Origin of the sequence: Sorangium sp. So ce204, assembly GCF_051526795.1 — a bacterium.
GTDB lineage: Bacteria > Myxococcota_A > Polyangia > Polyangiales > Polyangiaceae > Sorangium > Sorangium cellulosum_B.
On the sequence record NZ_CP150317.1, the window covers coordinates 2045346 to 2067277 of the forward strand.

Here is a 21932-nt window from a genome sequence, read left to right on the forward strand (position 1 = left end):
ATGTCACACGGCGGACGCATCCTGGTGATCGATGACAGCGAGATCGTGCTGATGCGGATCCGCGTCGAGCTGTCGAGCGCCGGCTACGAGGTGGTCACGACGACGCAGCTCGTCGGCACGGCCCGCCACCTGCGCGGCTGCGATCTCGTCATCGTCGACTTCTTCATGCCGGGCCTCGACGGCGCCGCCGTCCTCCGCTCGCTCAAGGCCGCGGTGCCCGAGGGCGAGAGGCCGCCGCTCTTCTACCTCTACACGACGGACGCCGAGGCCGGAGCGCGGTACGCGGAGCTCGGCTTCGACGGCGTCTTCAGCAGGAAAGGCGATCTGCTCGCCCTCACGCCGCAGGTGCAAGCGGCGCTCCGCATCCGCAAGCTCGCCGGCCTGTCGCGCGGCAAGGAACGCAAGACATGACGCCTCGCCGGCGCGCCCTCGTGCTCGGCCTCTTCGTCGCGGCCGCCCTCGCCCCATTCCATGTCATGGCGGAGCCGGCGACGGCGCCCTTCGCCGTGCAAGCGGAGATCGTCACGCGCATCCTGCCGTACGACAGGGGCTTTCCAGAGCGGGTGAAGGGACAGGTCTCTTTCCTCCTGCTCTCTCGGGCCGGCGACGCGGACTCGGCGAGCGCCGCGCTCCAGATGAGGAGGGCGCTGAACGACATCGGCAAGGTGCGTGACAAGCCGATCCGCGTGGAGAGCGCCGAGTACTCGAGCGCGTCCGAGCTCGCCGCGGCGTGCCGCGCGCGCGACATCAACGTCGTGTACATCTCCTCGGGGCTCGGCAGGGAGGTCGCCGCGATACGCGGCGCGCTCACGGACACGGGCATCCTGAGCTTCGCGGCCGTGGAGCCCTATGTCTCGCAGGGGGCCGTGCTCGGCGTCGACGTCGCGGACGGCAAGCCGCGCATGAGCATCAACCTCGCGCAGGCCCGGGCCCAGCACATCGACTTCCCCGCTCCCATCCTCAAACTGGCAAGGATCTATTGACGTGAGCTCGACCCGTCTCGCACTGATCTGCGCCGCGTCGCTCGCGTGGTCGACCGCCGCCCCGCGCGAGGCGCGGGCCGAGGACGTCAGCTCGCTGCTCGAGATCCTCGAAGAGAACGTCGTGTCCGGCGCCTCGCGCTCCGCGGAGCGCGAGAGCGACGCGCCCGCCATGTCGTCGGTGATCACGGGCGCGCAGCTCAAGCTCTTCGGCATACGGCGCCTCGCCGACGCGCTCACCTTCCTCGCGAGCGGCGTCTTCGCGAACGACCGCATGTCGGTCCCGGAGGTCGGCGCGCGCGGGGTCGCCCTGACCCGGGACTCGAACAGCCACGTGCTGATCGTGCTCGACGGCATGGTCGTGAACGAGCAGGGCGGCGGCGCCGTCTTCCTGCACGATGTCCCGATCGAGATCGTCGACCATATCGAGGTGGTCCTCGGCCCTGGCTCCGTGCTCTACGGCGCGCAGGCCATGCTGGGGGTCATCAACGTCGTCACGAAGAAGGCCGCCGATCACCAGGGCATCCGCGCCTCCCTGACCCTCGGGGCGTCGCCGCCGCTCGACGAATCGGGCGCCATCCGGGCGCCTACCGTCGAGGGCATCGGGGGCGAGGGCACGGCGGCGCTCGGGTTCGGGCGCCGCTTCACGCTGCGCGGGCAGCCCGCGGGCGTTGTGGCGGCGGTCGACGTGCACCGCTTCGAGGGGCCCGAGGTGAGCTTCCCGAAGCAACCGCTCCCGGTCCTGGCGGACGGCGTGTCCGTCATGGATCTCGGCTCGCACGCCGAGCCCGGCTTCTGGGGTGGCCCGGTGGAAGAGCAGTGGTTTCGCCGCAAGGCAGGCGCCTTCGTGCGCCTCGACGTCGGCGACCTGAGCGCCGTCGCGCAGGCGACGCGCTCGTCGTGGGCCGCGCCCTTCATGGATCTCCACGAGAACCGCGTCGGGGCCTATGACGACGCCCGCAACGACAACACGCAGTCGCTCGTCCTGACCAGCGTGCGTTATCGCGCCCGCCTGAGCGAGCGGATCGAGGGCGTGGCGCGCGGGTACTTCGGGTTCAGCCGGATCGAGCGCTCGCGCCACGTGGTGGGCCATGACCCGCTCGTGCCGAACGTCCCGCTCGACGTGCTCGATCCGGAGCAGTGCCCGCGCGGCCCGTCCGGTCCCTGCCGGAAGGACGCGCTGTTCGTCTCCCGCTGGGTCGGGCTGGAGCTCCAGGCGCGGTACGACTGGGCAGGCGACGGCGCCTCCACGACCATGGCGGGCCTCGATGGGCGCCTCCGCACGTCGGCCTACGAGTTCGTCGCGTTCGACGAGCTCACGGGGAAGAGTTATGGCTCCGACCCGGAGCGCACGCGCTGGCACGGCGGCGGACACCGTCTCGAGGACGAGGCCGCGCTCGGGGCCTATGTGCAGCAGACGCTCCGCCTGTTCCGGCCCCTCTCGCTCAACGCCGGGATCCGGGTCGACCTCGACTCGCGTATCCCGCTCGAGTACGTGGCGAACGCGATCTCGCCGCGCGCCGCGCTGATCCTCACGCCGGACGAGCGCGTGTCGCTCAAGCTCATCTATTCGAGCGCGTTCCGCGCCCCCAGCTTCGTCGAGCTCTACACCGTGAGCGGCAGGCTCCTGCCGAACCCGGACGGCCTCAAGCCGGAGAAGGTCTCCTCCCTGGAGGCGGTCTCGTCGTTCCGGAGCGGCGCGTACTCCTTCACGGCCGGCGGCTTCTACTCGGACTGGAAGGACGTCATCGAGCTCCAGCTCCTCCGGGCGAAGGCGCCCAGCGTCTCGAGGTACAACAACGTGCCAGGCATCGAGAACTACGGCGCGAACCTCGGCTTCGAGACGAGCTTCCTCGAGCGGAGGCTGCGCGTCGGCGTGAACTCCACGTTCGCCGCGACGCGACGCCGCATGTCCGCCGAGCAGATCGCCCGGAACGCGCGGTTCGGCACCGGCGACGACGTCCCCATCACGGTCGCGCCGCAGGTGTACGGCAACGCCCGCGTATCGTACGAGGTCGGCGCTGGCGCCGTGTCCCTGGCGGCCGCCTACATGGGCCGGCGGATCGCCGACCAGGCGTACTATGGCGGCGATCCGTCGAACATCGCCCCTCGCCCCGAGGTGCCGCCGCAGGTCGAGCTCCGCGCGGCGGTGACGGGCGCGATACCCGGGGTGAAGGGCGCCGGGTACACGCTCGGCGGGCAGTACGCGTTCTCCGCCCATGAGCCCTACGTCGTCGGGCCGAGCCAGGGGCAGCCGCGTTACCTCGTCGAGAGCGGCCCCACCGCGGATTTCGCGTTGAAGAACCGCCTCACGCTCTTCGCCGGGATCGAGCTCCACCTCGACGACGACGCCGCCGCGGGCAGCCCGGCCGCGGCGGCCAGGCCCTCCTCCATCGCGACCGTCGGGCGCGCGAGCCACGGAGCTTCACCGTGAAGAGCACACGTTTTCCCGCGCTCCTCCTCCGCTTGTCGGCCACGACAGGCCTCCTTTCGGGGGGCTGCGTCGAGGTCGGCCACCCCATCGAGGTGGGCTGCTTCGTCGAGGACGACAACCCGAACTGCTTCGACACGGGCGTCTCTGCCAGCTCTTCTCGGGCGAGCGGGGCCGCCGCGGCCGTCGGGGCTGGCGGAGGCGGCGCGAGCGCCGATGCCGTAGGCGGCGCGGGCGCGAGCGCCGATGGCGGAGGCGGCGCAGGCGGCTCGGGCGGCTCGGGCGGCGCGGGCGGCTCAGGCGGCGCGGGCGGCGCGGGCGGCGTAGGGCTGTGATCGCGGGCGCTCTCTCGCTCCATGACGCTCGATTGCGTCAGCCTGTCCGCCAGATGAGGGGCCGAATGGTCCACCGTGGAGTCATCTCCGACGGTACCCTACCGGTGACTGGCATGCTGTCCTGCTGGAACTGCCACGGTCGGCATCGTGATGAACGAGGACGGAAAAAGCATTGACAGTCGATTTTGTTTCACTTAGTCGTAATAATGAAGTCGAGCTGGAGCGCCGATCAGGCTGGAACCAGAGAAGTGAACCGCCAAGGCGTCAAGGGACGCCAAGAGACGCCAAGAGACGCCAAGATTTTATGTTTTTCTTGGCGTCTTCTGGCGTCTTGGCGGTTCAACTCCTTGCCGTTCTGCATGCGGCTTCAACCCCGTTTGTCGCTCTAGGCCGTTGTAGCGCCATCATGGAGGGGGATCGTGCGCTATCGAGATCTGTCTGATGGCATTCAGGACGATCGGACGCCTCCGAAGTGCGGCCGCTTGCCCTGACCGGGCAGAAAGCGCTCGATGGAAGTTCCTGTGACGCCCGCGATGAACGAGACCGAGGCCAGCCGGACGCAGGGCGCGACGATCTCGCGAGCCCAGCGGATACTCGACGCCTTGCCGGTGATCGTGTGTGTCCTGGACCTCGCGGGACCGCGGCTCACCGGGCACAACGCCGCGCTCGTCCGGGCGCTCGGCTGCACGGGAGAAGAGCTCCTCTCGCGGGGCGTCGAGGCGCTCTCGGCGCGCATTCACCCCGACGATCTCGCCGGCCTCGCCGCGCGCGCGGCCGAGCTCGCCGCGGCGCGCGACGGCGGGGTCGTCGAAGGCGAGCTGCGGGCGCGGACCATCGAGGGAGGGCAAGAGGAGCGACTCTTCGCCGTGCGCGCGGAGGTCTTCACGCGAGGGGACGACGGCGCCGTGCGCGAAATCCTCGTCTTCGCCGAGGACGTGACAGCGCGAAGGCGCCGCGAGCAGGGCGGCCGCAGGAGAGACGCGCTGCTCGCGGCGCTCTGCGACCGCGCCCCTGTCTTCATGTACGCGAAGGACCGTGACGGCGCCTTCCTCCTGGCGAGCCGCTCGATGGAGGATCTCGTCGGGGCGACCCCGGGCAGCATGCTCGGAAAGACCGATGGCGACTTCTGTCCGCCGGAGGTTGCTTCTATTTACAAAGACGTCGACGACCTGGTGCGCAGGAACGGCGCTCCGTTCGAGGCCGAGGAGATCGTCCCGCAGGCCCAGGGCGATCGGACCCTGTACACGATCAAGTTCCCCCTCCGCGGCGAGGGCGTCCCGGAGGGCGCGGTCGCCGGGTTCTCTGTCGACATCACGCGGGTCAAGGCGGCGGAGCGCGAGCGGGAGGCGGCGCGGGACGAGCTGCTCGCGGCGCAGCAGGACACGATACGTGAGCTGGTGACGCCGCTGTTGCCGATCGCCGAGGGGGTGCTGGTGATGCCGCTCATCGGGTTCTTCGACGGCGCGCGGGCGAGCCGGATCATCGAGACGCTGCTGGAGGGGGTGGAGAGGCACTCGGCCCGCATCGCGATCATCGATATCACCGGGGTCAAGGCGGTGGACGTCCAGGTGGCGGAGATGCTCGTGCAGTCCGCGCGCGCGGTCGGGCTGCTCGGCGCGCAGGTGGTGCTCACCGGCATCCAGCCGGCGATCGCGCGGACGCTCATCGAGCTCGACGTCGACCTGCGGGGCCTGGTCACGGCGGGGACGCTGCGGAGCGGCATCGCGTATGCGTACCCGGTCGGGCAAGCGCGCGGTGGACAGGAGCGCCACGTGCGCCGTGAATGAGGGCGGGGCGCGCCGAGCGCGCGCCATCGCAGCGTGGTCCCGGATGTCGGCGCGCGCACAGCCGTGCTGAGCCGTCAGGGGACGGTGAAACGGGTCGAGCAATATCGAGAAGAGGAGGGGATTCATGGTCCATCGCGCCGTTTTGGGGGGCATCCTTCTGGCGACCAGCGTGCTCGCCTGCAGCTCGAGCGAGAGCACGGCGGAAGCGCCGCTGACCATCGCTTACATCACCCACAGCAAGTGCAATCGGTTCCACGATCTGGGTCGCGCGGGCGCCGCGCAGGCGCAGAGCGAGCTGTCGACGACGAGCGCGCGGCCGGTCAACGTGATGATCCTGGACCCTGAATGTCCGGAGCTCACGGACGACGGCAGGCCGCTGGACCCCGACGACGCCTGTTACCTCGCCCGGCCGCAGATGGACGTGCTGCAAGAGGTCATCGACATGAAGGTGGATGCGATCTCCGTCGATGTCTTCAGCGGGGAATGCGAGAACGACCTCATCAACAAGGCGGTGGACGCCGGCATCAAGGTCGTCACGTACGGCGGCGACGCTCCGGCCAGCAAGCGCCACACGTACTACGGCATGGACAACAAGGCCGCCGCCGCGTTCCTCATGGATGCGCTCGCGACCATCAACGGGAAGACCGGCAAGATCGCCTACCAGACGATGATGGATGAAGACAGTGACGGAGGTTACACCCCCACGCCCGCGGGGACCTTCATCGACCGGCTCGCCGGCTTCTCCGAGGCGCTGAAGAAGTACCCGGACATGAAGAACGTCGTGAACCTCCCTTGCGTGTGCTGCGACTACGCGATCCCTTTCTGCGCGGAGACCGCGGAGGAGGCCCTGAACAAGGACCCGGAGATCTCGGGCTTCTTCTTCTCCTACAGCAAGCTCCTCGGCGAGCCCGACCTCGCGGCGAACGCGAAGACGCTCACCGCGAGAGCGAAGGAGAAGACCATCCACTCGGTGGCCTTCGACACGCTGCCGGAGTACATGGATCGCATGCGCGCAGGGTACGTGGACGTGCTCCTCGGCCAGAAGCTGTTCGGCTGGGGCTACGATACCGTCATGCTCGCGTACGATCTGGCCACCACCGACCGGCAAGTGAGCGCCTTCACCGACGCTGGCTGGTACGTCGTCTGTCCGAACAACCTGGAGGAGTTCGAGCGCAACACCCGGGCGATGGACTACCGGACGCCCCTGTCGAAGTGCAGCTTGCTCCCCTGAGCCCGCCGCTGCTCAGCGCGGTAGGCTGCATTGCGTGACGCGCGCCGCGATCGTCGCCTGCGCGGGTAGGCCAGGTTGCGGCGCCGCGTCAGGCGGCCGCGACAGGGAGGCGACGCCGCGTCTTCGATTTCGCCGCGCGCGCGTCGTGGCTATCATGGGTCGAGCTCTGGCCCGCGCGTCCGTCGCTCGGGCCTGGAAGGAGCCGCCATGAGGAGAGGCCTGCCGCGATGAAGGAGACCTGGGCCAAGGAGCAGCAGGACGCGCTCAGCGCGCGAGCCCGGAGGATGCTCGACGCGGCGCCGACGATCCTGTGTGTCGTGGGCCTCGACGAGCGGCGGCTCATCGCGCACAACGCCGCCCTCGCCCGCTCGCTCGGCTGTACGGACGAAGAGCTGTCGACACGCGGCGTCGAGGCGCTCTCGGATCGGATCCACCCGGACGACATGGCCGGCCTCGCCGCGAGCGCCGAGCGGCTGAAGGGGGCGCGGGACGGCGAGGTGATCGCGGGCGAGCTCCGGGCGCGAGGCCGCGAGGGAGACGAGCGCATCTTCGCCGTGCGCGCGGAGGTCTTCGCGCGAAGCGAGGATGGCTCCCCGCGCGAGATCTTCCTGTCGGCCGAGGACGTGACAGAGCGAAAGCGCCGCGAGCAGCGACTCCACAGGAGCGAGGCGCTGCTCGCGACGTTCTGTGATCACGCGCCGGTCCTCATGTATGCAAAGGACGGGGAAGGCGCCTTTCTCCTGGTGAGCCGCTCGGTGGAGGCGCTCGTCGGGGCGACCCCGGGCAGCATGCTCGGAAAGACCGACAGCGACTTCTTTCCATCGGAAGTTGCGTCCATTTACAAAGACGTCGATGACCTGGTGCGCAGGAATGGCGCCCCGTTCGAGGCCGAGGATCCCGTCCCTGACGCCCGAGGCGAGAAGACGTTCTACTCGATCAAGTTCCCTGTCTGGGGTGAGGGCATCCCGGAGGGCGCGGTCGCCGGCATCTCTGTCGACATCACGCGTGTCAAGGCGGCGGAGCGCGAGCGGGAGGCTGCGCGGGACGAGCTGATCGCGGCGCAGCAGGACACGATACGTGAGCTGGTGACGCCGCTGTTGCCGATCGCCGAAGGGGTGCTCGTGATGCCGCTCATCGGGTTCTTCGACGGCGCGCGGGCGAGCCGGATCATCGAGACGCTGCTGGAGGGGGTGGAGAGGCACTCGGCCCGCATCGCGATCATCGATATCACCGGTGTCAAGGCGGTGGACGTCCAGGTGGCGGAGATGCTCGTGCAGTCCGCGCGCGCGGTCGGGCTGCTCGGCGCGCAGGTGGTGCTCACCGGCATCCAGCCGGCGATCGCGCGGACGCTCATCGAGCTCGACGTCGACCTGCGGGGCCTGGTCACGGCGGGGACGCTGCGGGGCGGCATCGCGTACGCGCTGAAGCGAACGTGACAGCACGGCGCCCCTCGCCACCAGGCGCCTCGCCCCGCAGCGCGGGCGCCTGCCGACCAACAGGTCGCTCGAGCGGGCCGCGCCGGTCGGCGCGTCATTGCAGCGTGCAGATGAGCCGCTGACCGCGCACGGAGTAGGCACCGTCGCGTTGCTCGATCCAGGCGACGAGCAGCTTCACGCCGAGCTGCGCGACGGTCGAGCCGAGGATCTGCGCGCTGCTGCCGTCCGGAAGGGAGAAGATAGGCTGGTTGGGGAGCACGTTCTCACCTGTTCGCGTGAACCAGCCCAGGCTCACGCTCTTTCCAGGGGGCGGCACCAACGTCAGATACACGTTTTCGCCGTCGCTCGCGACGGGGCCCGGGGGGTTGTACTGGTTCACGTTCTGGAGCTTGAAGACAGGGACAAAGCCGGGCGGGGGAACCTGTCCGAGCGACAGGAAGTCCTTCACGACGCCTACCTCCGCCGAGAGGGCGAGCCTCGGCGGAGGGACGAGGTGCACGATCAACAGCGTGACGCCGTCGCCCTCGGGCAGCGGGAACGCCCCAAAGAATGACTCCACCTCGTCAGGAGACGGGCTGAACTGGATCTGGTGCGCCACGCCGAGATCGGCGCGAGAGGCGCCCGTTCGGAAGAACGCTTCTCCGGTCGCCTTGTCATCCAACAAGAGGAGGTGCTGGCCGTTCGTGACGGTGTAGTAGTGAACGTTGAGCGAGGCATCGGTACGTGGGCCCTGGGCCACCAGGGTCGGCGCAGGCTCGGCCGATCCACCCACGACGAGCGCTCGCGTCGAGCCGCCCGGCGCCGCGCAGGTCGCGGCGTAAAGGGTGTTATCGCCCGCCTGGACGAACGCCATCGACGCGGCCACGTTGGGGCTCGAGCACTCCGGTGCGAGCGCGGGAAACCGCTGGAACGTCCCCTCGGACGAGACGCCGTCGGCGGTCGTGGGGAAGACGAGCTGCCCGATCTCGTACCCCACCCTGCCCTGAAGGATCACTTGCCCTCCGGATTCGTGGCCGGTGACGAAAGCCGCGCCGTCGGTGAACGGGAACTCCGTCTTCGACCCGGCTGGCTCCCCGATCTCGTGCACCGTCCCGATCACGAGCCGGCTGGCAGTCTTGTCGATGACCGAGACAAATACGCGATCAGGTCCGCTTGCCAGCACGAGCGAGGAGGTGTCGACCTCATGGCCGCCGAGGGCCTCGGACGTGAGGATGTCGAACGGCTCGAGGTCGAGCGCGCACTTCGCCTCGGCCGGCTTGCAGACGCCGTCCTGACAGACGCCGCTCGGGCACCCGGAAGAGACGCTGCACGCTTCGCCGCCGTCGCCTCCTTGGTTCAGCTCCGCGTCGGCGCGCACGCCCGCGATGATCTGGCAGCCGGCGACGAGCAATGCGCCCCCGACGACGACGAGCCCCCATGGTCGCATCTGGCCCATCTCAAAAGCTACCTCGCAACGACAGCCCCGCTGCTCCCAACCGGGCCGGAGGCCCCAGGCGCACCTCCAGCGCCGTCGACGGCACGGCCTCGCTCGACGGCGCGGTCAGGAACACGACGAGGCCTGTGACGAGCGCCGCGCCTCCCGCCGCGAACGCCACGTTGGAAATGTTCGCGGTCGTGTTGGCGTCCTGATGGAGCTTGACCCCCTCGGCGCCACATCGAGGAGGGTCGTCGTCGGTACACCCATGCTGGTTACGCGCTTCGCTCATCTTCGAGAGCGTCTCGACACCGAACACAGCGCCTACCGCGATCCCCGCCAAGCTCACCCCGCCCAGCACGAGCCCAGCGGTCCGCTGCGCGCTCCACGAGCTCGCCGCGGGCGCCGCGCTCGTGACCGCAGGCGCGGGCGCTTCCGGCCCTGGCGCGGGCGCGTCCTCGAGCAGAGGGACGCGCACCGTCCTCTGCCCTGGCTTCGGCTCGACGACCACCTTCGTGCTCCATGCCTTTTTGCCAGGCGCCACCGCCGCGATGGCATGCTCGCCCGGATCGACCGGGATCGCCGAGCCGAACATCGCCGCATCGAGCGGCTTCGCGTTGCGCCGCACCTCGAGCCCCTCGACCCGGGCCTCCGGCGCCACCTCGATGACGAGCCTCGAGAGCCGCGGCTCGAGGAGGCCCGCCCGCCGCCCCGCTTCCTTCGAGCGCCGCCCATCGCCCGCTCTGCGCGCCGTCGCTTCGGCGTCGTTGAAGGTCGCCCAGGCGCTCGCCGTCTCGCCATTGAGCTCATAGCAATCCGCCAGGGCGAGCAGCGTCCCGGCCATCGGGTCCAGCTTCTGGCTGGCGACGAGCTTCGAGCACCCCAGAGCGTAGCTGCCCTGCTTGACGAGCGCGCGCCCCTCGCGGAAGAGCACATCGGCGGCCGCCCGGTCCTCGGCGGTCGGATCCGCGAGCGCGCGCGGCGCGAGCGATAACGATAGAATCAGCGCGCTCGCAGCGATGATACCGCGCTTCACACGCATCGGTCCTGGGCCACGCACCGATCCCAGTATATGGGCACCCCTCGCCGTTGTCCCAGGGTTAGCGACGCTCGTCGTACGAGAACGCCGGCTCAGGCTTCGGGGCAAGAACGTCCTTGGCTGGGGGCTTCGCCCGCGGGGCGGGCTTCGTCGCCTTCCGCGTGGCCGTCGCCGCCGGCGAAGGCGAGGTGGGCTCCGCCTGCGCTTCCGCGCTCGCGGCAGGAGAGGCGGGCGCGGAGGGGGGAGCCTGGGGGGCAACAGGCGCGGATGGGGCCGCGTTCGGCGCGCCGAAGGAGGCAGCGGGCCGGTCTGTCGGTGCCGGGGAGCGCGCCCGCTCCTGTCCCCCCCCATCCTGCCCCCCCCCAGGCGATCACCGCCACCGCAGCGCCCGCGAAGAACGCACCGCCGAGGAGAAGGGGAGCCCGATTGCGCGGCTTCGACATGAGCACAACGAAGGGCGATAAGGCTCTGTAGGGCCAGGGCGCGGCGGGCGCTGCTTCCGCCATGGCATCCGGCGGGCGCGGCGCGATCGACCTCGCTGCGCCGGCGCTGGCCGGCGGCGAGGAGGCCTCCACGCGGCGCGGCTCCGGCGTGTCTCTGGCTCCCGGCGAAGACGACCGCGACATGGAGAGCACCCGCGAGACCCGCTCCGGATAGCTCGGCGCTCGCGCGGGCGCGTGAGGCGCGAGGGCGCCTGCGAACGCTGCGACGTCGCTCCAGCGCTGCTCGCGATCGTGCATCAAACAACGCTGGATCACGGCGTCGATCTCCGGCGGCACGTCGCTCCGGCGCTCGTGGAGCGGCGTGGGCTTGGCCGCGAGCATGCGCCAATAGAACTCCGCCATGGTCTCCGCGTGAAATGGCGTCTGCCCGGCGATGAGCTCGTACAAGAGGACGCCGAGCGCCCAGACGTCGCTGCGCGGGTCGACATCCTTCGGCGAGCTCATCTGCTCGGGCGACATGTAGTAGGGGGTGCCAAGCTGCTGGTCGTCGTCTGTGAGGGCGAGCTCCGCGCCGCTGATCTTCGAGATCCCGAAGTCGAGGACCTTGATGCACGGCGCGCCGCTGACGTCCTGCGTGACGAAGAGGTTCGCCGGCTTCAGGTCGCGGTGCACAATCCCGGCGGCGTGCGCCTCGCCGACGGCTTCACACGTCTGAAGAACGTACTCCACGGCGTCGTCGAGCGAGAGACACCCACTCTCCTTGAGCAACGCGGCGAGATCACGCCCTTCGAGGAATTCCATGACGATGTACGGCGCGCCGCTCTCGAGGGCGCCGACGTCGAACACGCGGGCGACGTGCTGGCTGCGCAGCCGCACCGCCGCGCGCGCCTCGCGCAAGAAGCGCGCGCGCGCGTCGGCGGTGGCGTGCTGGGCCGAGCGCATGAACTTGACGGCGACGCGCTGGCCGAGCTCGACGTGGACCGCCGCGACGACGACCCCCACCGCCCCCGCGCCGAGCAGACGCTCCACGCGGTACTTGCCCGCCACGACGTCGCCGGGCCGGACCGGGGCTTCGATCATGGCTTGCCATGAGGTCTCAGCGGCTTCGGGAGGTCAAGCGTCGCTTGATGGGCTCGCGCGGGCCGGCGAGATCACGAGAGCGTCGTAGTAAACCACCCGCTCAGGCCGAACACGATGAGGGCAAGCGCGCGCATCGCGCCGCCTCCTGAACCGCCCACGTCGCGTGCGGGAGGCCCGTCATGGCCGCCTGTGCAGCCGTTGATTGGACATCTTCATGCTACCCCGCGCGCGTAGCGACCCGGAGGCTGGCCCACGTGCCGGCTGAACGCGGTGCTGAAGGTGCTCGCCGAGCCGTAGCCGACGCGCTCCGCGACCTCGGCGATCCCGAGATCGTGGCGGCGGAGCAGATCCCTCGCGACGGCCATGCGCCAGGCGAGCAGGTATTCCATGGGCGGCAGGCCCACGGTGCGGGTGAAGCGCTCGAAGAAAGCCGAGCGTGAGAGGGCCGCGGTCCTGGCGAGCTGGGCGACCGTCCACGAGCGCGCGAGCTGGGCGTGCATCTGCCGTATCGCCGGCGCGAGCAGCGGATCGGCCAGCCCGCGCAGGAGCCCCGGAGGCGCGTCGTCCGCCGAGGTCGACCGCAGCGCCTCGATGAGCAGCACCTCCACGAGCCGCGTGAGCACGAGGTCGCGCCCCGATCGCTGCGCGCTGGATTCGTCGCCGACGAGCCGTACGAGCACCGAGAGGCGCTCGACGCCGCGCACGTGCAGCACCGCTGGCAGCAGCGACACGAACAGCGCCGCGTCGGGCGAGTCGAAGAGGAAGTAGCCGCCGAGCAGCCGCACGTCCGGGCGTCCACCGCGCGTGCCGTGGCGGACCTCGCCCGTCGGCGCGGGCGTCACCTTCGGGTCGATGCGCTCCGGCCTCACCGGCTCGAAGCCCGACAGGGTGAACCCCGGCGTCGCCGGCAGCAGCACGAAGTCGCCCGCCTCGAGCGTCAGGGCGCGCGCGCCGTCGACGGCGAGACGACAGCTGCCCTCCAGCACGGCGCAGAAGCTCGGCTGGCCGAAGTCCGAGTAGCGGACCCCCCAGCGGCCGGCGCCGCTGATGCGCTTCGAGAACACGGCGCGCGGCTGGAGCAGCGCGATGACCTCCGAGAGCGGGTCGTTCATGTCTGGACTCTAGCAAACGAAACGTGGACTACCAATGGTAGATAGTCCAGCGCGCCGTCGCTATCTTCCCTTCATGAACACTGTGCTCATCACGGGTTGCTCCTCTGGATATGGACTCGAAACCGCGCGCCACTTCCACGCGCAGGGCTGGAACGTCGTCGCCACCATGAGAACGCCGCGCGAGGACGTGCTGCCTCGGTCGGACCGGCTGCGCGTCATCGCGCTCGACGTGACGAAGCCCGAGAGCATCGCGGCTGCGCTCGAGGCGAGCGGGCCCATCGACGTCCTCGTCAACAACGCCGGCATCGGGCTCCTGGGCGCCTTCGAGGCCACGCCGATGACCACGGTGCGCGAGGTGTTCGAGACCAACACCTTTGGCGTGATGGCGATGACGCAGGCCGTGCTGCCCCAGCTCCGCGCGCGGCGATCGGGCGTGGTGGTGAACGTGACGTCGAGCGCGACGCTCGCGCCGATGCCGCTGGTCGCCGTGTACACCGCGAGCAAGATGGCCATCGAGGGGTTCACCGCGTCGCTCGCGTTCGAGCTCGAGGCCTTCGGCGTGCGCGTGAAGCTCGTCGAGCCGGGCTACGGCCCGACGACGCGCTTCACGAGCAACGGGGGACCCCGCATGGAAGGCCTGATCCCCGACGCCTACGCGCCTCTCGCGCAGCGCATCTTCGCCTCCTTCGGGCAGCCGGCGCTGGTGACGAGCGAGTCCGACGTGGCCGAAGGGGTGTGGCGCGCGGCGAACGACGCGTCAGGGCAGCTCCGCTTCCCGGCCGGCCCCGACGCGGTGGCGCTGGCTGCGGCCAGATGAGCGAGGCAGTTCATTCCTCCGGGAACTCGCCGCAGCGGCCGTTCCCGCGGCAGACGCCGCTCGCGCAGCTCTCGTGTCCATGACACCGCCGGCCGGGCGCCAGCTTGCAAGCGCCCGCTGCGTCGCAGACGCGGCCTTGGCCGCACGGCGAGCCTGCGGCCACGACGTGCGTGGCGACCCCTCGCCGACACCCGTCGCTCGTGCATGGGTCGCCGTCGTCGTCGGCGTCAGCGTCGTCCGGCGCAGGATACGGCTGCCCCGCAGCGCAGGTGAGGATCTGACAATCGCCCGCGATCTGCCCGGACGGCAGGGCCGGCACGCCGTCGAGCGGGACGTTGACGCACGCGCCTCTGGTGCACGCGTCCGCGGTGCATGGATTGTCATCGTCGCAGTCGGTCGCCTGCGTCTCGGCCGCGCACGCAGGGGCCTCTCCGTCCCAGCCAGCGCCGGGGTCACCGGCCCCTACCCCTTGATCCCCGTCGCCGCCGGCGCCCCCGCCGCCGGAGCCCTGGAAGCTGCGGGCCTTGGGCGAACAGCCCGCCAGCGCGACGACGAGGCACAGCGGCACCGATGTCGCCTGCACGCGGCTCGTGCGGCGGAGCGGACGTGCTGAGATGTGAAATGTCCACATGCGCCGAACTCTACTGTCGGTCCAGCTCACCCGCTAATCAGACTTCTTTTTTGGAGCGGCCATGGACGAACGGCGCGCTCGGTTTGCTGGCGGCGGAGCTCGCAGGTGGGCTCGCGCTCCGTTCGAGGCGAGTCACCGCCGTCCGGCTCACCACCCCACCGCATCTGCCCGCCCTACATCCGTGCTCCGCGCGCGGCGCACGCAACACCGCTTCTCCTGATCTTCTCTCTGGCGTGCAAGAACGGAGAACTTGAGTCCGGCGCTCAGACGAGGCGCGGCGCCTCGCCGATCTGGCCGCCGCGCCGCGCCGCGAGCGCCGCGAGGAACGCGATCCACGCCCCGGGGCCATCGAGCGTCAGGTCGGGCTCGACCGCGGTGTCCGGCCGCTCGGACGAGGCGATGTAGACGCCCACGCCGCCGATCGCCCGGGCATGGGCGATCGCCGGCTCGTCGGTCGTGTCGTCGCCCGCATAGACCACCAGCGTCCCCGGCGGCAGCCGCGCCAGCAGGAACGCGAGGGCGCGGCCCTTGTCGTGCGCGGCGTCCCGGGCCTCGTGGATGCTGCGCCCCCTCATGACCACGAACCCGCGCCGCGCCGCCGCGTCCGCCCACGCCCCGAGCGCGTCGAGCGCCGCCGGCCGAGCCTCCGCCGAGACGAGCCGCCAGTTGAGCGCGATCGAGCAGCGCTTGCGCTCGACCCACAGCGCAGGGACCCGCCGCGCCGCCTCCTCCGCCTCGCGCTCCAGCGCGTCGAGCGCCTCGGTCGGCGCCTCCGCCCGGTACACGAACTCCCCGCCCGGCGTCGCGATCTCCGCCCCGTGCTCGCCCACGCGCCACGCCGCGCCGAGCGCCGCCGTGCGCGCCGCGACATCGTGGATCGTCCTTCCCGTGACGATCGCGACGGTCGTGCCCGGCGCCCGCGAGAGCGCCCCCAGCGCCCCGAGGGCGAGCGGCGCCGCCACCGCCGCGCCCGCCGTGATCTCGGAGATGGTCCCGTCGAAGTCCGTCGCGAGCAGCAATGACGGCGTGGCCGCCGCGCGCTCGACCAATTCAAGAACGTCCATGCTGCACCAGATCTACCACTGGGCAGGCCAGGAGCACGATGGCAAAGCCGGCGCGACCGGGAGCGACCCGGTGGCCGGCCTTGCTGCGCCACGACGGACAGGTCGCCGCCGCGCGCCGCGCGCGTCAGAACCGGATGATCACCTCGTGGACGCGGCGCCCCTCGGTCTTGCCCTCGGTGGCCTCCGTGGGCGCGGCGTCGCCCGCGGGCGACCCCTCCGCGGCGGCCGCCGGCTCGTCCGCCTTGCACTCGTACTTCACGCGCCACTCGGTCTTCTGCACCGTCTGCGTGCTCTCCTGCTTCCGCTTCTTCGGCCCGAAGAAATCCTTCTCGCGGCGCTCGCTGGACTCCGACACGGACTCTTCCCCGACCACGGTCTCGCCCTCTTCGACGATCTCGTAGCTCTCGGGTCCGCCGCAGGTCGTGGCCATCGTCTGGCTCGCCTTCTGCATGGCCACCTCGCGATCGCCCAGGATCGCGAGCTCACCGCCGACCTTCGTCCGCCTCACGACGCGGACCTCGCCATACGGCTGCCACGAGCACGCGGCCGTGGAACAGAGCACACTCGCGGCGATCAATGCATGAATCGCAGGGAATTTCATGCCTTGCACCAGTACCACCCTCGAAATGACGAGGGCAACAACAAAGCGCGGGCGGTTCCGTGCAAAACCTGCTACCGGCGGCGCGCGCGCTTGGTTTATTGGCCGGTTGGTCGCTTGATCGCGTCGCGCCTGCTCGCGCCGGGGCACCGGATCACCACCCGCTGCTGCCCCGGCAGCAGCGAGGGAGCTCCCGGCCCCGCGTTCCGGCCCGCTCCGGCGCGGCATGGGGGTTGCTGACCGCGGGTGTTCGCCCGCGCGGAGCAACAGGCTTGATCCGCGCCGTGCGCCGAGGTCCAACTGCGCTCCTTCATCGACAAGAACCGCTTCCTGCTGGTGTTCGCGGCGCTGTCCTCGGTCATGGGCCTCAGCGTCGGCGTGGCCAAGGTGAGCACGACGCTCTATGCGATGGAGCTCGGGGCGAACGAGGCGCTGCTCGGGCTGATCTCCGGATCGCAGAGCGTCGGGGTGCTCCTGATGAGCATCCCCATCGGGCTCCTCGTGGATCACCTCGGGCCCTCGCGGCTGTTCGTGCTGGGGAGCCTCGTGGCCGGGTCGCTCTACATGGCCTTGCCGGCGGTCCCGTCTCCGGTGTTCCTGCTGGCCTTCACGACGGCGATCAGCTTCTTCATGCCGATGCGCTTCGTCTCGCTGAGCACCGTGTTCATGCAGCAGCTCGAGACGGTGGGCGAGGGCAAGGCCGGCTGGTACCGCGGCACGCATAGGGTCGGCATGTTCCTGCTCGGCCCCATGCTCGCGGCCAGCCTCACGAAGGCGCTCGGCTTCTCGGGCACGTACCGGCTCATCGGGCTCTCGTTCCTGATCACCGTGCTCATGTCGCCGATCGTCTTCGGCCCGTACACGGCGCGGCCCGCGCGGATCACGAGCTGTTCGGCGAGCTCACCGCCGGCAGCTACGTGCTGAGCAAGCGATTCCTGAAGGAGAGCCCGAACAGCGCCCGCAAGTTCGTGGAGGCCGCGGCGCGCGCCATCGAGTGGGCCCGGAGCGCGTCGCGCGAGGAGGTGGTGGCCCGCTTGCAGCGCATCATCGAGCGGCGGGGCCGCAACGAGGACGCGTCGCTCGTGAAGTACTGGACCAGCCTGGGCGTCGCCGGCAAAGGCGGGCTCCTGTCGGCCGGGGAATACCAGATCTGGATCGACTGGCTGGTGAAGGACGGCGACCTCGAGGCGGGGCAGATCAAGGCCGAGGACCTGTTCACGAACGAGCTCAACCCGTTCGCGGCGACACAGGGGCAGTGACGGCGCCGGCCCCGGCGCGTCCCGCTCGCCATCGCCTGCGGTGGAGGAGGAATTTGCCGTGGCTCACGGCCCGCGCGCGGCGGCGCTGGCCTCTCCTACGATCGCCGCCGGAGGATGTGCTGGAGCAGCTGGCGCGAGACGTTCAGGAGCTTTGCCGCCTTCCGGCGGTTTCCCCCGGCGCGCGCGAGCGCCTCGTCGACCATGACGGTGCGCACCTGCTCCTCGACGTCCTGGATCGACGCCCGCCCCACCGCCGCGCGCACCTGAGGCCGGAGATCGGGCGGCCGGGCCAGCGCGTCGTCGATCGTGCGCTCCAGCTCCTCGAGGCGCAGCGGCTTCGCCAGGAACGAGCGCACCCCCATCTGGGCGAGCCGGAACGAGACGGCCGGGCTCGCCGAGCCGCTGATGGCCACGATCGTCGGCGCGACAGCGCAGGTCATGGCCCGCTCCACGACGTCGACGGCGTTCCCGTCCGGGAGCATCACGTCGGCGATGATGCCTTGAAACGCCCCGTCCGCGAGCGCGTGGTGCGCCTCGGCCACCGACGCGCACGCGACGACCTCGGCGCCGCGCGCCTCGAGCGCCTCGCGCAGCGCGCGCCTGAGCCTCGCGTCGTCCTCCACGACCAGCCAGCGTAACATCGTATGGTAGCATGCCCCCGGTTCATGGGGGCGCATAGTGTCAAGAGGGCGGAGCTGGCCAGCCTCCCGGCGGTGTCGGCCGTGTCGGCCGTGTCGGCACTGTCGGCACTGTCGGCACTGTCGGCACTGTCAAATGGCGCGCAGCTCGACGCCCTCATCACGCGCGAGGCGCTGCGGGGTGAGCGCACCGCCTCGATCGCGCGGAGCGTCTTCTGCGCGGCCCTCCTCGCGCGGTTCCTCGCCGTCGAGGGGTTGACGCCGACAGGCTCTCTCGCGCGCTCGCTCATCGAGGTTCCGCTGCTCCTCGGCGCGGTTGCCGCCTCGCTGTACGTGTGGTGGCGGAGCCGGAGCACCGATGCCCCTCCTCACCTGATCCTCGTCTCGGTCGGCCTCGACGCGCTCCTGTGTTTTCTGGCGCTGCTGCCGAACGTGCTCTGGCCCTGGGACGGCTACCCGGGAATTTTGCACCTGCCCGATATGGCCGCGCTCCTGATCACGGTGTCCGTGAGCGCGTTCCGGCTCGTCCGCCGGGCGGTGCTCCTCGCGACGGCGGCGAACGCGCTGTCGGCGCTCGTGCTCATCGCGCTCGACCGCGCGCTGAACGGCGGCCAACACGACGCCTTCTGGACGCCGGCTTCGCTGTTCTTCCTCCTGCTCCTGACGGCCGCCAGCGCGGCGCTGCTCGTCACGATGCGCACGGTCCGCGTCGTCGAGCTCGGGGCGCGCTCCACGCTGCGCGCCGAGCGCGCGCAGCGGAACCTGAGCGTCATGCTGCACGAGCACCACGACGTGAAGACCTCGCTCTCGGCCGCCCTCATCGACACCGATCTCCTCCGGCGCGAGCTCCTTCGGGTCGAGCCCGCGAGCGCCGAGCGCATGTTGCGGAAGCTGGAGCAGCTCCGCGAGAGCATCGAGGACGTCGCGTCGACCATGGGGCACATCCGCGACAGGACGGTGCGCGAGCTCGACGCGCTGCGCGCGACGGCCCCCGCCGAGATCGGCGAGGCGACCCGGGGCGCGCTCCGGGTCGTCCGGCGGCGCTACCAGGCGGTGAAGGTCGACGTCACGGATCGCGCGGAGCGCACCGCGGTCCTTTTCGCGGGGGGGCACGACGTGCTGGAGCGGGTGCTCCTCAACCTCCTCGTCAACGCGTGCGAGGGGACGGGCGAGCGCGGGGCGTCCAGCGTGACGCTGGACGCGCGCCCGCTGGGCGGCGGACGGGTGGCCATCGAGGTGAAGGACGACGGCCCCGGGTTCCACGACACGCCGAGCCCGAAGCCGGGCGGGTCCGGACAGGGGCTCGGCTTCGTGGCCGGCATGGTGGAATCGAGCGGTGGGCTCGTCCTGCGCGCCAACCTCCCGGAGGGCGGCGCCAAGGTCACCATCGAGCTGCTCGAAGCGCCCGTGTGACGACGGAGCGCGCGGCGCGGCGCGCGGTGAGGGTGGCAAGAAAATTTGCCCTCATCGCGCCGCTGGCCGCGCGGTACGCCTCGGTGGCGAAGTGGGGACTCGCGTGGGCTCCGTCGCTCGCACACCTCGGGAGGATGACTCGGTATGAAGAAAACCAGCCCAATGACAGGTCCTGCGTTGGCTCCGACCTGGATCGCGATCGCCGCGGCCGCGGCGACGTTCGCGGCCTCCGGCCCGGTGAGCGCGCAGGCGCGGCGTTCGCCGATCTTCGATCCTGCGTTGAACGCTCCCGGCCGACCGCTGCGCGGGTTCGCCGATCTCCACACCCACCCGATGGCGCACCTCGGCTTCGGGGGGCACGTGCTCCACGGCGCTCCCGACGTCGACGTGCTCATGGCGCCGGGGACCATCTACGACCCCAGCGGTCAAGGCGTGTCAGGCGCCACGTGCAATGCGTCGGCGCGGCGCGCCGCCAGCATCGCGGAGGCGCTGGGGACCAGCTACAGCACCCACCGGGGTCACGATTTTCTCACGAACAAGTGCGGGAATCACGTCCGCCAGATCGTGCTCGGGGAAATGGCGAAATCCCACGGGATCCGCTCGTTCGAGGTCGAGCGCCCCGTGGGGTATCCGACGTTCGCGCACTTCCCGGCGCACAACGATATCTTGCACCAGCAGATGTGGGTCGACTGGATCCGCCGCGCGAAGGAGGGTGGCCTCCGGGTGATGGTCGCGCTGGCCGTCAACAGCCGCACGCTCGCCCACGGCATCGAGGCAAACCCGCCCATCGACGACAGGGCGTCGGGCAATCTCCAGATCGAAGAGCTCGTCCGCTTCGTCGGCAAGCACGACGCGTGGATGGAGATCGCGCGTTCATCCGCCGATCTCCGGCGCATCGTGGAGAAGAACAAGCTCGCGGTGATCGTCGGTGTCGAGCTGGACGACATCGGCAACTTCGCGTGGAACAGAGCGTCGCCCACGGAGGCCCAGATCCGCGCGGAGATCCAGCGCCTCCACGTCCTCGGCGTGCGCTACGTGTTCCCTGTCCACCTCACCGACAACCTCTTCGGCGGCACCGCCGCTTACGAGGACGAGGTGGCGCGCGCCAACCGCTTCCAGACGGGGAAATGGTGGGACCTCGAGTGCTCCCGCGGAGAGGGCATCACGAAGCAGATCCAGTCGGGGAACGACCTCTTCAAGCTGATGAAGCTCGGCGACGCCGGCGGTCACATCCCGCTCCCGAGCTGCCAGCCGGGGGAGGGCCACAAGAACCGGCTGGGGCTCCTGCCCATGGGCCGCGTCGCCCTCGACGAGATGATGCGGCTCGGGATGGTGATCGACATCGATCACATGTCGCAGCGGATGGTGAGCGACGTGCTCGCGTTCACCCGGACGACGCCCGGCGGCGCGTATCCGCTCGTCTCGGGGCACAACGGGCTCCGCGGATCGAGCGGCAACGAGAACGGCCGGACCAGCGCCCAGTACACGGAGCTCGCCGCGCGCGGCGGGCTCGCGGGCGTCGGCTTCGGCGACTCCGATGCACGGACCTTCCTGCGGAACGCGGCCGCCGTGGCGGCGATCACGTCAGGCGGCAAGGCGCTTCAGATCACCCTCGGCTCCGACATCAACGGGATGGTCGTCATGCCGCGCTCTCCCGAGTGCCAGGCGCCCCGGGACAAGGTGGTGACGGTGCCAGGCGACGCCTGGGGCCACCCGCCCGCGCAGCTCCGGTGCACAGGGGCCGAGATCGACGTGCGCTCCGCGCGCATCGGCTGCCTCGACATCCAGACCAGCGGAAACCTGACGGGCCTCGTCGGCCGCGCCTGCAACGACAAGACGTCCTGCTCTTACAAGGCGCCGACTCCCGACGAATACCGCCGCGCCGGTGTCCAGGCCGCGACGCGCGCGTTCTGTACGCAGGCCATGGAGATCGTGTACCGCTGCGTCGATCCGGCGGCCGAGGCGTGCGTCGATTACGGTAGCTTCCCCAGGGCCCGGATGGGGAGCCGCTCGTGGGATTACAACGAGGAGGGGGTCGTTCACGTCGGGCTCTTCCCGGATTTCCTCAAGCACGTCGAGGCGCTTCCGGGCGGAGAGCAGCTCATCGACCGGCTCTACAGCGGAGCCGAAGGCTTCGCGCAGATGTGGGCGAAGGCCGAGACGGTCGGGCGATCCATCCCCTGATCCGCGCACGTCCGTCCCGGGTTGGGCGACCCCGGGGGCC

General features: G+C 70.4%; 20 protein-coding genes. 12 read left to right on the plus strand and 8 right to left on the minus strand.

Going from position 1 to position 21932, the window contains the following annotated elements; all coding sequences use genetic code 11:
* The 7 genes from WMF22_RS07670 (at position 1) to WMF22_RS07700 (ending at position 8200) form a co-directional block, all read left to right on the plus strand.
* Positions 1 to 411 (plus strand): response regulator, encoded by a 411-nt coding sequence (locus tag WMF22_RS07670; protein ID WP_437298454.1) that lies wholly within the window; start codon positions 1 to 3, stop codon positions 409 to 411.
* The gene (locus WMF22_RS07675) at positions 408 to 983 is read left to right on the plus strand and encodes a YfiR family protein (RefSeq protein WP_437298455.1); all 576 of its coding nucleotides are present in this window, start codon (positions 408 to 410) and stop codon (positions 981 to 983) included. The genes WMF22_RS07670 and WMF22_RS07675 overlap by 4 nt, the downstream gene beginning before the upstream one ends.
* A 1-nt stretch (position 984) precedes the next feature.
* Positions 985 to 3414, plus strand: coding sequence for a TonB-dependent receptor plug domain-containing protein (locus tag WMF22_RS07680; protein WP_438035343.1), 2430 nt, complete (start codon positions 985 to 987; stop codon positions 3412 to 3414).
* Entirely contained in the window at positions 3411 to 3746 is a 336-nt protein-coding gene (locus WMF22_RS07685; protein WP_438035344.1) for a hypothetical protein, read from the plus strand. The genes WMF22_RS07680 and WMF22_RS07685 overlap by 4 nt, the downstream gene beginning before the upstream one ends.
* Before the next feature lie 509 nt (positions 3747 to 4255).
* Positions 4256 to 5533, plus strand: a complete 1278-nt coding sequence (locus WMF22_RS07690; RefSeq protein ID WP_437298458.1) for a PAS domain-containing protein — start codon at positions 4256 to 4258, stop codon at positions 5531 to 5533.
* A gap of 124 nt (positions 5534 to 5657) precedes the next feature.
* Positions 5658 to 6764: a substrate-binding domain-containing protein gene (locus tag WMF22_RS07695; protein WP_438035345.1), complete on the plus strand. Its 1107-nt coding sequence runs from the start codon at positions 5658 to 5660 to the stop codon at positions 6762 to 6764.
* A gap of 227 nt (positions 6765 to 6991) precedes the next feature.
* Positions 6992 to 8200, plus strand: a complete 1209-nt coding sequence (locus tag WMF22_RS07700) for a PAS domain S-box protein (protein ID WP_438035346.1) — start codon at positions 6992 to 6994, stop codon at positions 8198 to 8200.
* Positions 8201 to 8294: 94 nt separating this feature from the next.
* Here WMF22_RS07700 and WMF22_RS07705 read toward each other — a convergent pair whose 3' ends face one another.
* The 4 genes from WMF22_RS07705 to WMF22_RS07720 form a co-directional block, all read right to left on the minus strand.
* The gene (locus WMF22_RS07705; protein WP_438035347.1) at positions 8295 to 9626 is read right to left on the minus strand and encodes a hypothetical protein; all 1332 of its coding nucleotides are present in this window, start codon (positions 9624 to 9626) and stop codon (positions 8295 to 8297) included.
* A 10-nt stretch (positions 9627 to 9636) separates the two neighbouring features.
* Positions 9637 to 10656 carry a hypothetical protein gene (locus WMF22_RS07710; RefSeq protein ID WP_438035348.1) on the minus strand — a complete coding sequence of 340 codons (1020 nt, stop codon included), beginning with the start codon at positions 10654 to 10656 and terminating at the stop codon, positions 9637 to 9639.
* An 89-nt stretch (positions 10657 to 10745) separates the two neighbouring features.
* Positions 10746 to 12176, minus strand: a complete 1431-nt coding sequence (locus tag WMF22_RS07715) for a serine/threonine-protein kinase (RefSeq protein WP_438035349.1) — start codon at positions 12174 to 12176, stop codon at positions 10746 to 10748.
* A gap of 212 nt (positions 12177 to 12388) precedes the next feature.
* A complete protein-coding gene (locus WMF22_RS07720) occupies positions 12389 to 13288 on the minus strand; it encodes an AraC family transcriptional regulator (RefSeq protein WP_438035350.1) in 900 nt (299 codons plus the stop codon).
* A 73-nt stretch (positions 13289 to 13361) separates the two neighbouring features.
* Here WMF22_RS07720 and WMF22_RS07725 point away from each other — a divergent pair, with 73 nt between their 5' ends.
* The gene (locus tag WMF22_RS07725; protein WP_437298465.1) at positions 13362 to 14105 is read left to right on the plus strand and encodes an SDR family oxidoreductase; all 744 of its coding nucleotides are present in this window, start codon (positions 13362 to 13364) and stop codon (positions 14103 to 14105) included.
* Between the two features lie 10 nt (positions 14106 to 14115).
* Here the strand turns inward: WMF22_RS07725 and WMF22_RS07730 are convergent, their stop codons facing one another.
* The 3 genes from WMF22_RS07730 to WMF22_RS07740 all read right to left on the minus strand — a co-directional run bounded on the left by WMF22_RS07730 (position 14116) and on the right by WMF22_RS07740 (position 16362).
* Entirely contained in the window at positions 14116 to 14688 is a 573-nt protein-coding gene (locus WMF22_RS07730) for a hypothetical protein (RefSeq protein WP_438035351.1), read from the minus strand.
* 311 nt (positions 14689 to 14999) lie between these two features.
* On the minus strand, positions 15000 to 15800 hold the full coding sequence (otsB, locus tag WMF22_RS07735; RefSeq protein ID WP_437298467.1) for a trehalose-phosphatase: 801 nt from the start codon (positions 15798 to 15800) through the stop codon (positions 15000 to 15002).
* A gap of 124 nt (positions 15801 to 15924) precedes the next feature.
* Entirely contained in the window at positions 15925 to 16362 is a 438-nt protein-coding gene (locus WMF22_RS07740; RefSeq protein WP_438035352.1) for a hypothetical protein, read from the minus strand.
* A gap of 372 nt (positions 16363 to 16734) precedes the next feature.
* Here WMF22_RS07740 and WMF22_RS07745 point away from each other — a divergent pair, with 372 nt between their 5' ends.
* Both WMF22_RS07745 and WMF22_RS07750 read left to right on the plus strand, forming a co-directional pair.
* Complete coding sequence (locus WMF22_RS07745) at positions 16735 to 17322, plus strand: MFS transporter (protein ID WP_438035353.1); 588 nt, start codon at positions 16735 to 16737, stop codon at positions 17320 to 17322.
* Positions 17316 to 17657 carry a hypothetical protein gene (locus WMF22_RS07750; protein ID WP_438035354.1) on the plus strand — a complete coding sequence of 114 codons (342 nt, stop codon included), beginning with the start codon at positions 17316 to 17318 and terminating at the stop codon, positions 17655 to 17657. Before WMF22_RS07745 ends, WMF22_RS07750 begins: the two co-directional genes overlap by 7 nt.
* Positions 17658 to 17752: 95 nt before the next feature.
* Here WMF22_RS07750 and WMF22_RS07755 read toward each other — a convergent pair whose 3' ends face one another.
* Positions 17753 to 18298 (minus strand): response regulator, encoded by a 546-nt coding sequence (locus WMF22_RS07755; protein ID WP_438035355.1) that lies wholly within the window; start codon positions 18296 to 18298, stop codon positions 17753 to 17755.
* A 24-nt stretch (positions 18299 to 18322) separates the two neighbouring features.
* Between WMF22_RS07755 and WMF22_RS07760 the strand changes: the two genes are divergently transcribed.
* Both WMF22_RS07760 and WMF22_RS07765 read left to right on the plus strand, forming a co-directional pair.
* Positions 18323 to 19708, plus strand: a complete 1386-nt coding sequence (locus tag WMF22_RS07760; protein WP_438035356.1) for an ATP-binding protein — start codon at positions 18323 to 18325, stop codon at positions 19706 to 19708.
* Between the two features lie 144 nt (positions 19709 to 19852).
* On the plus strand, positions 19853 to 21892 hold the full coding sequence (locus tag WMF22_RS07765; RefSeq protein ID WP_438035357.1) for a hypothetical protein: 2040 nt from the start codon (positions 19853 to 19855) through the stop codon (positions 21890 to 21892).
* The last annotated feature ends 40 nt before the right edge of the window (positions 21893 to 21932 follow it).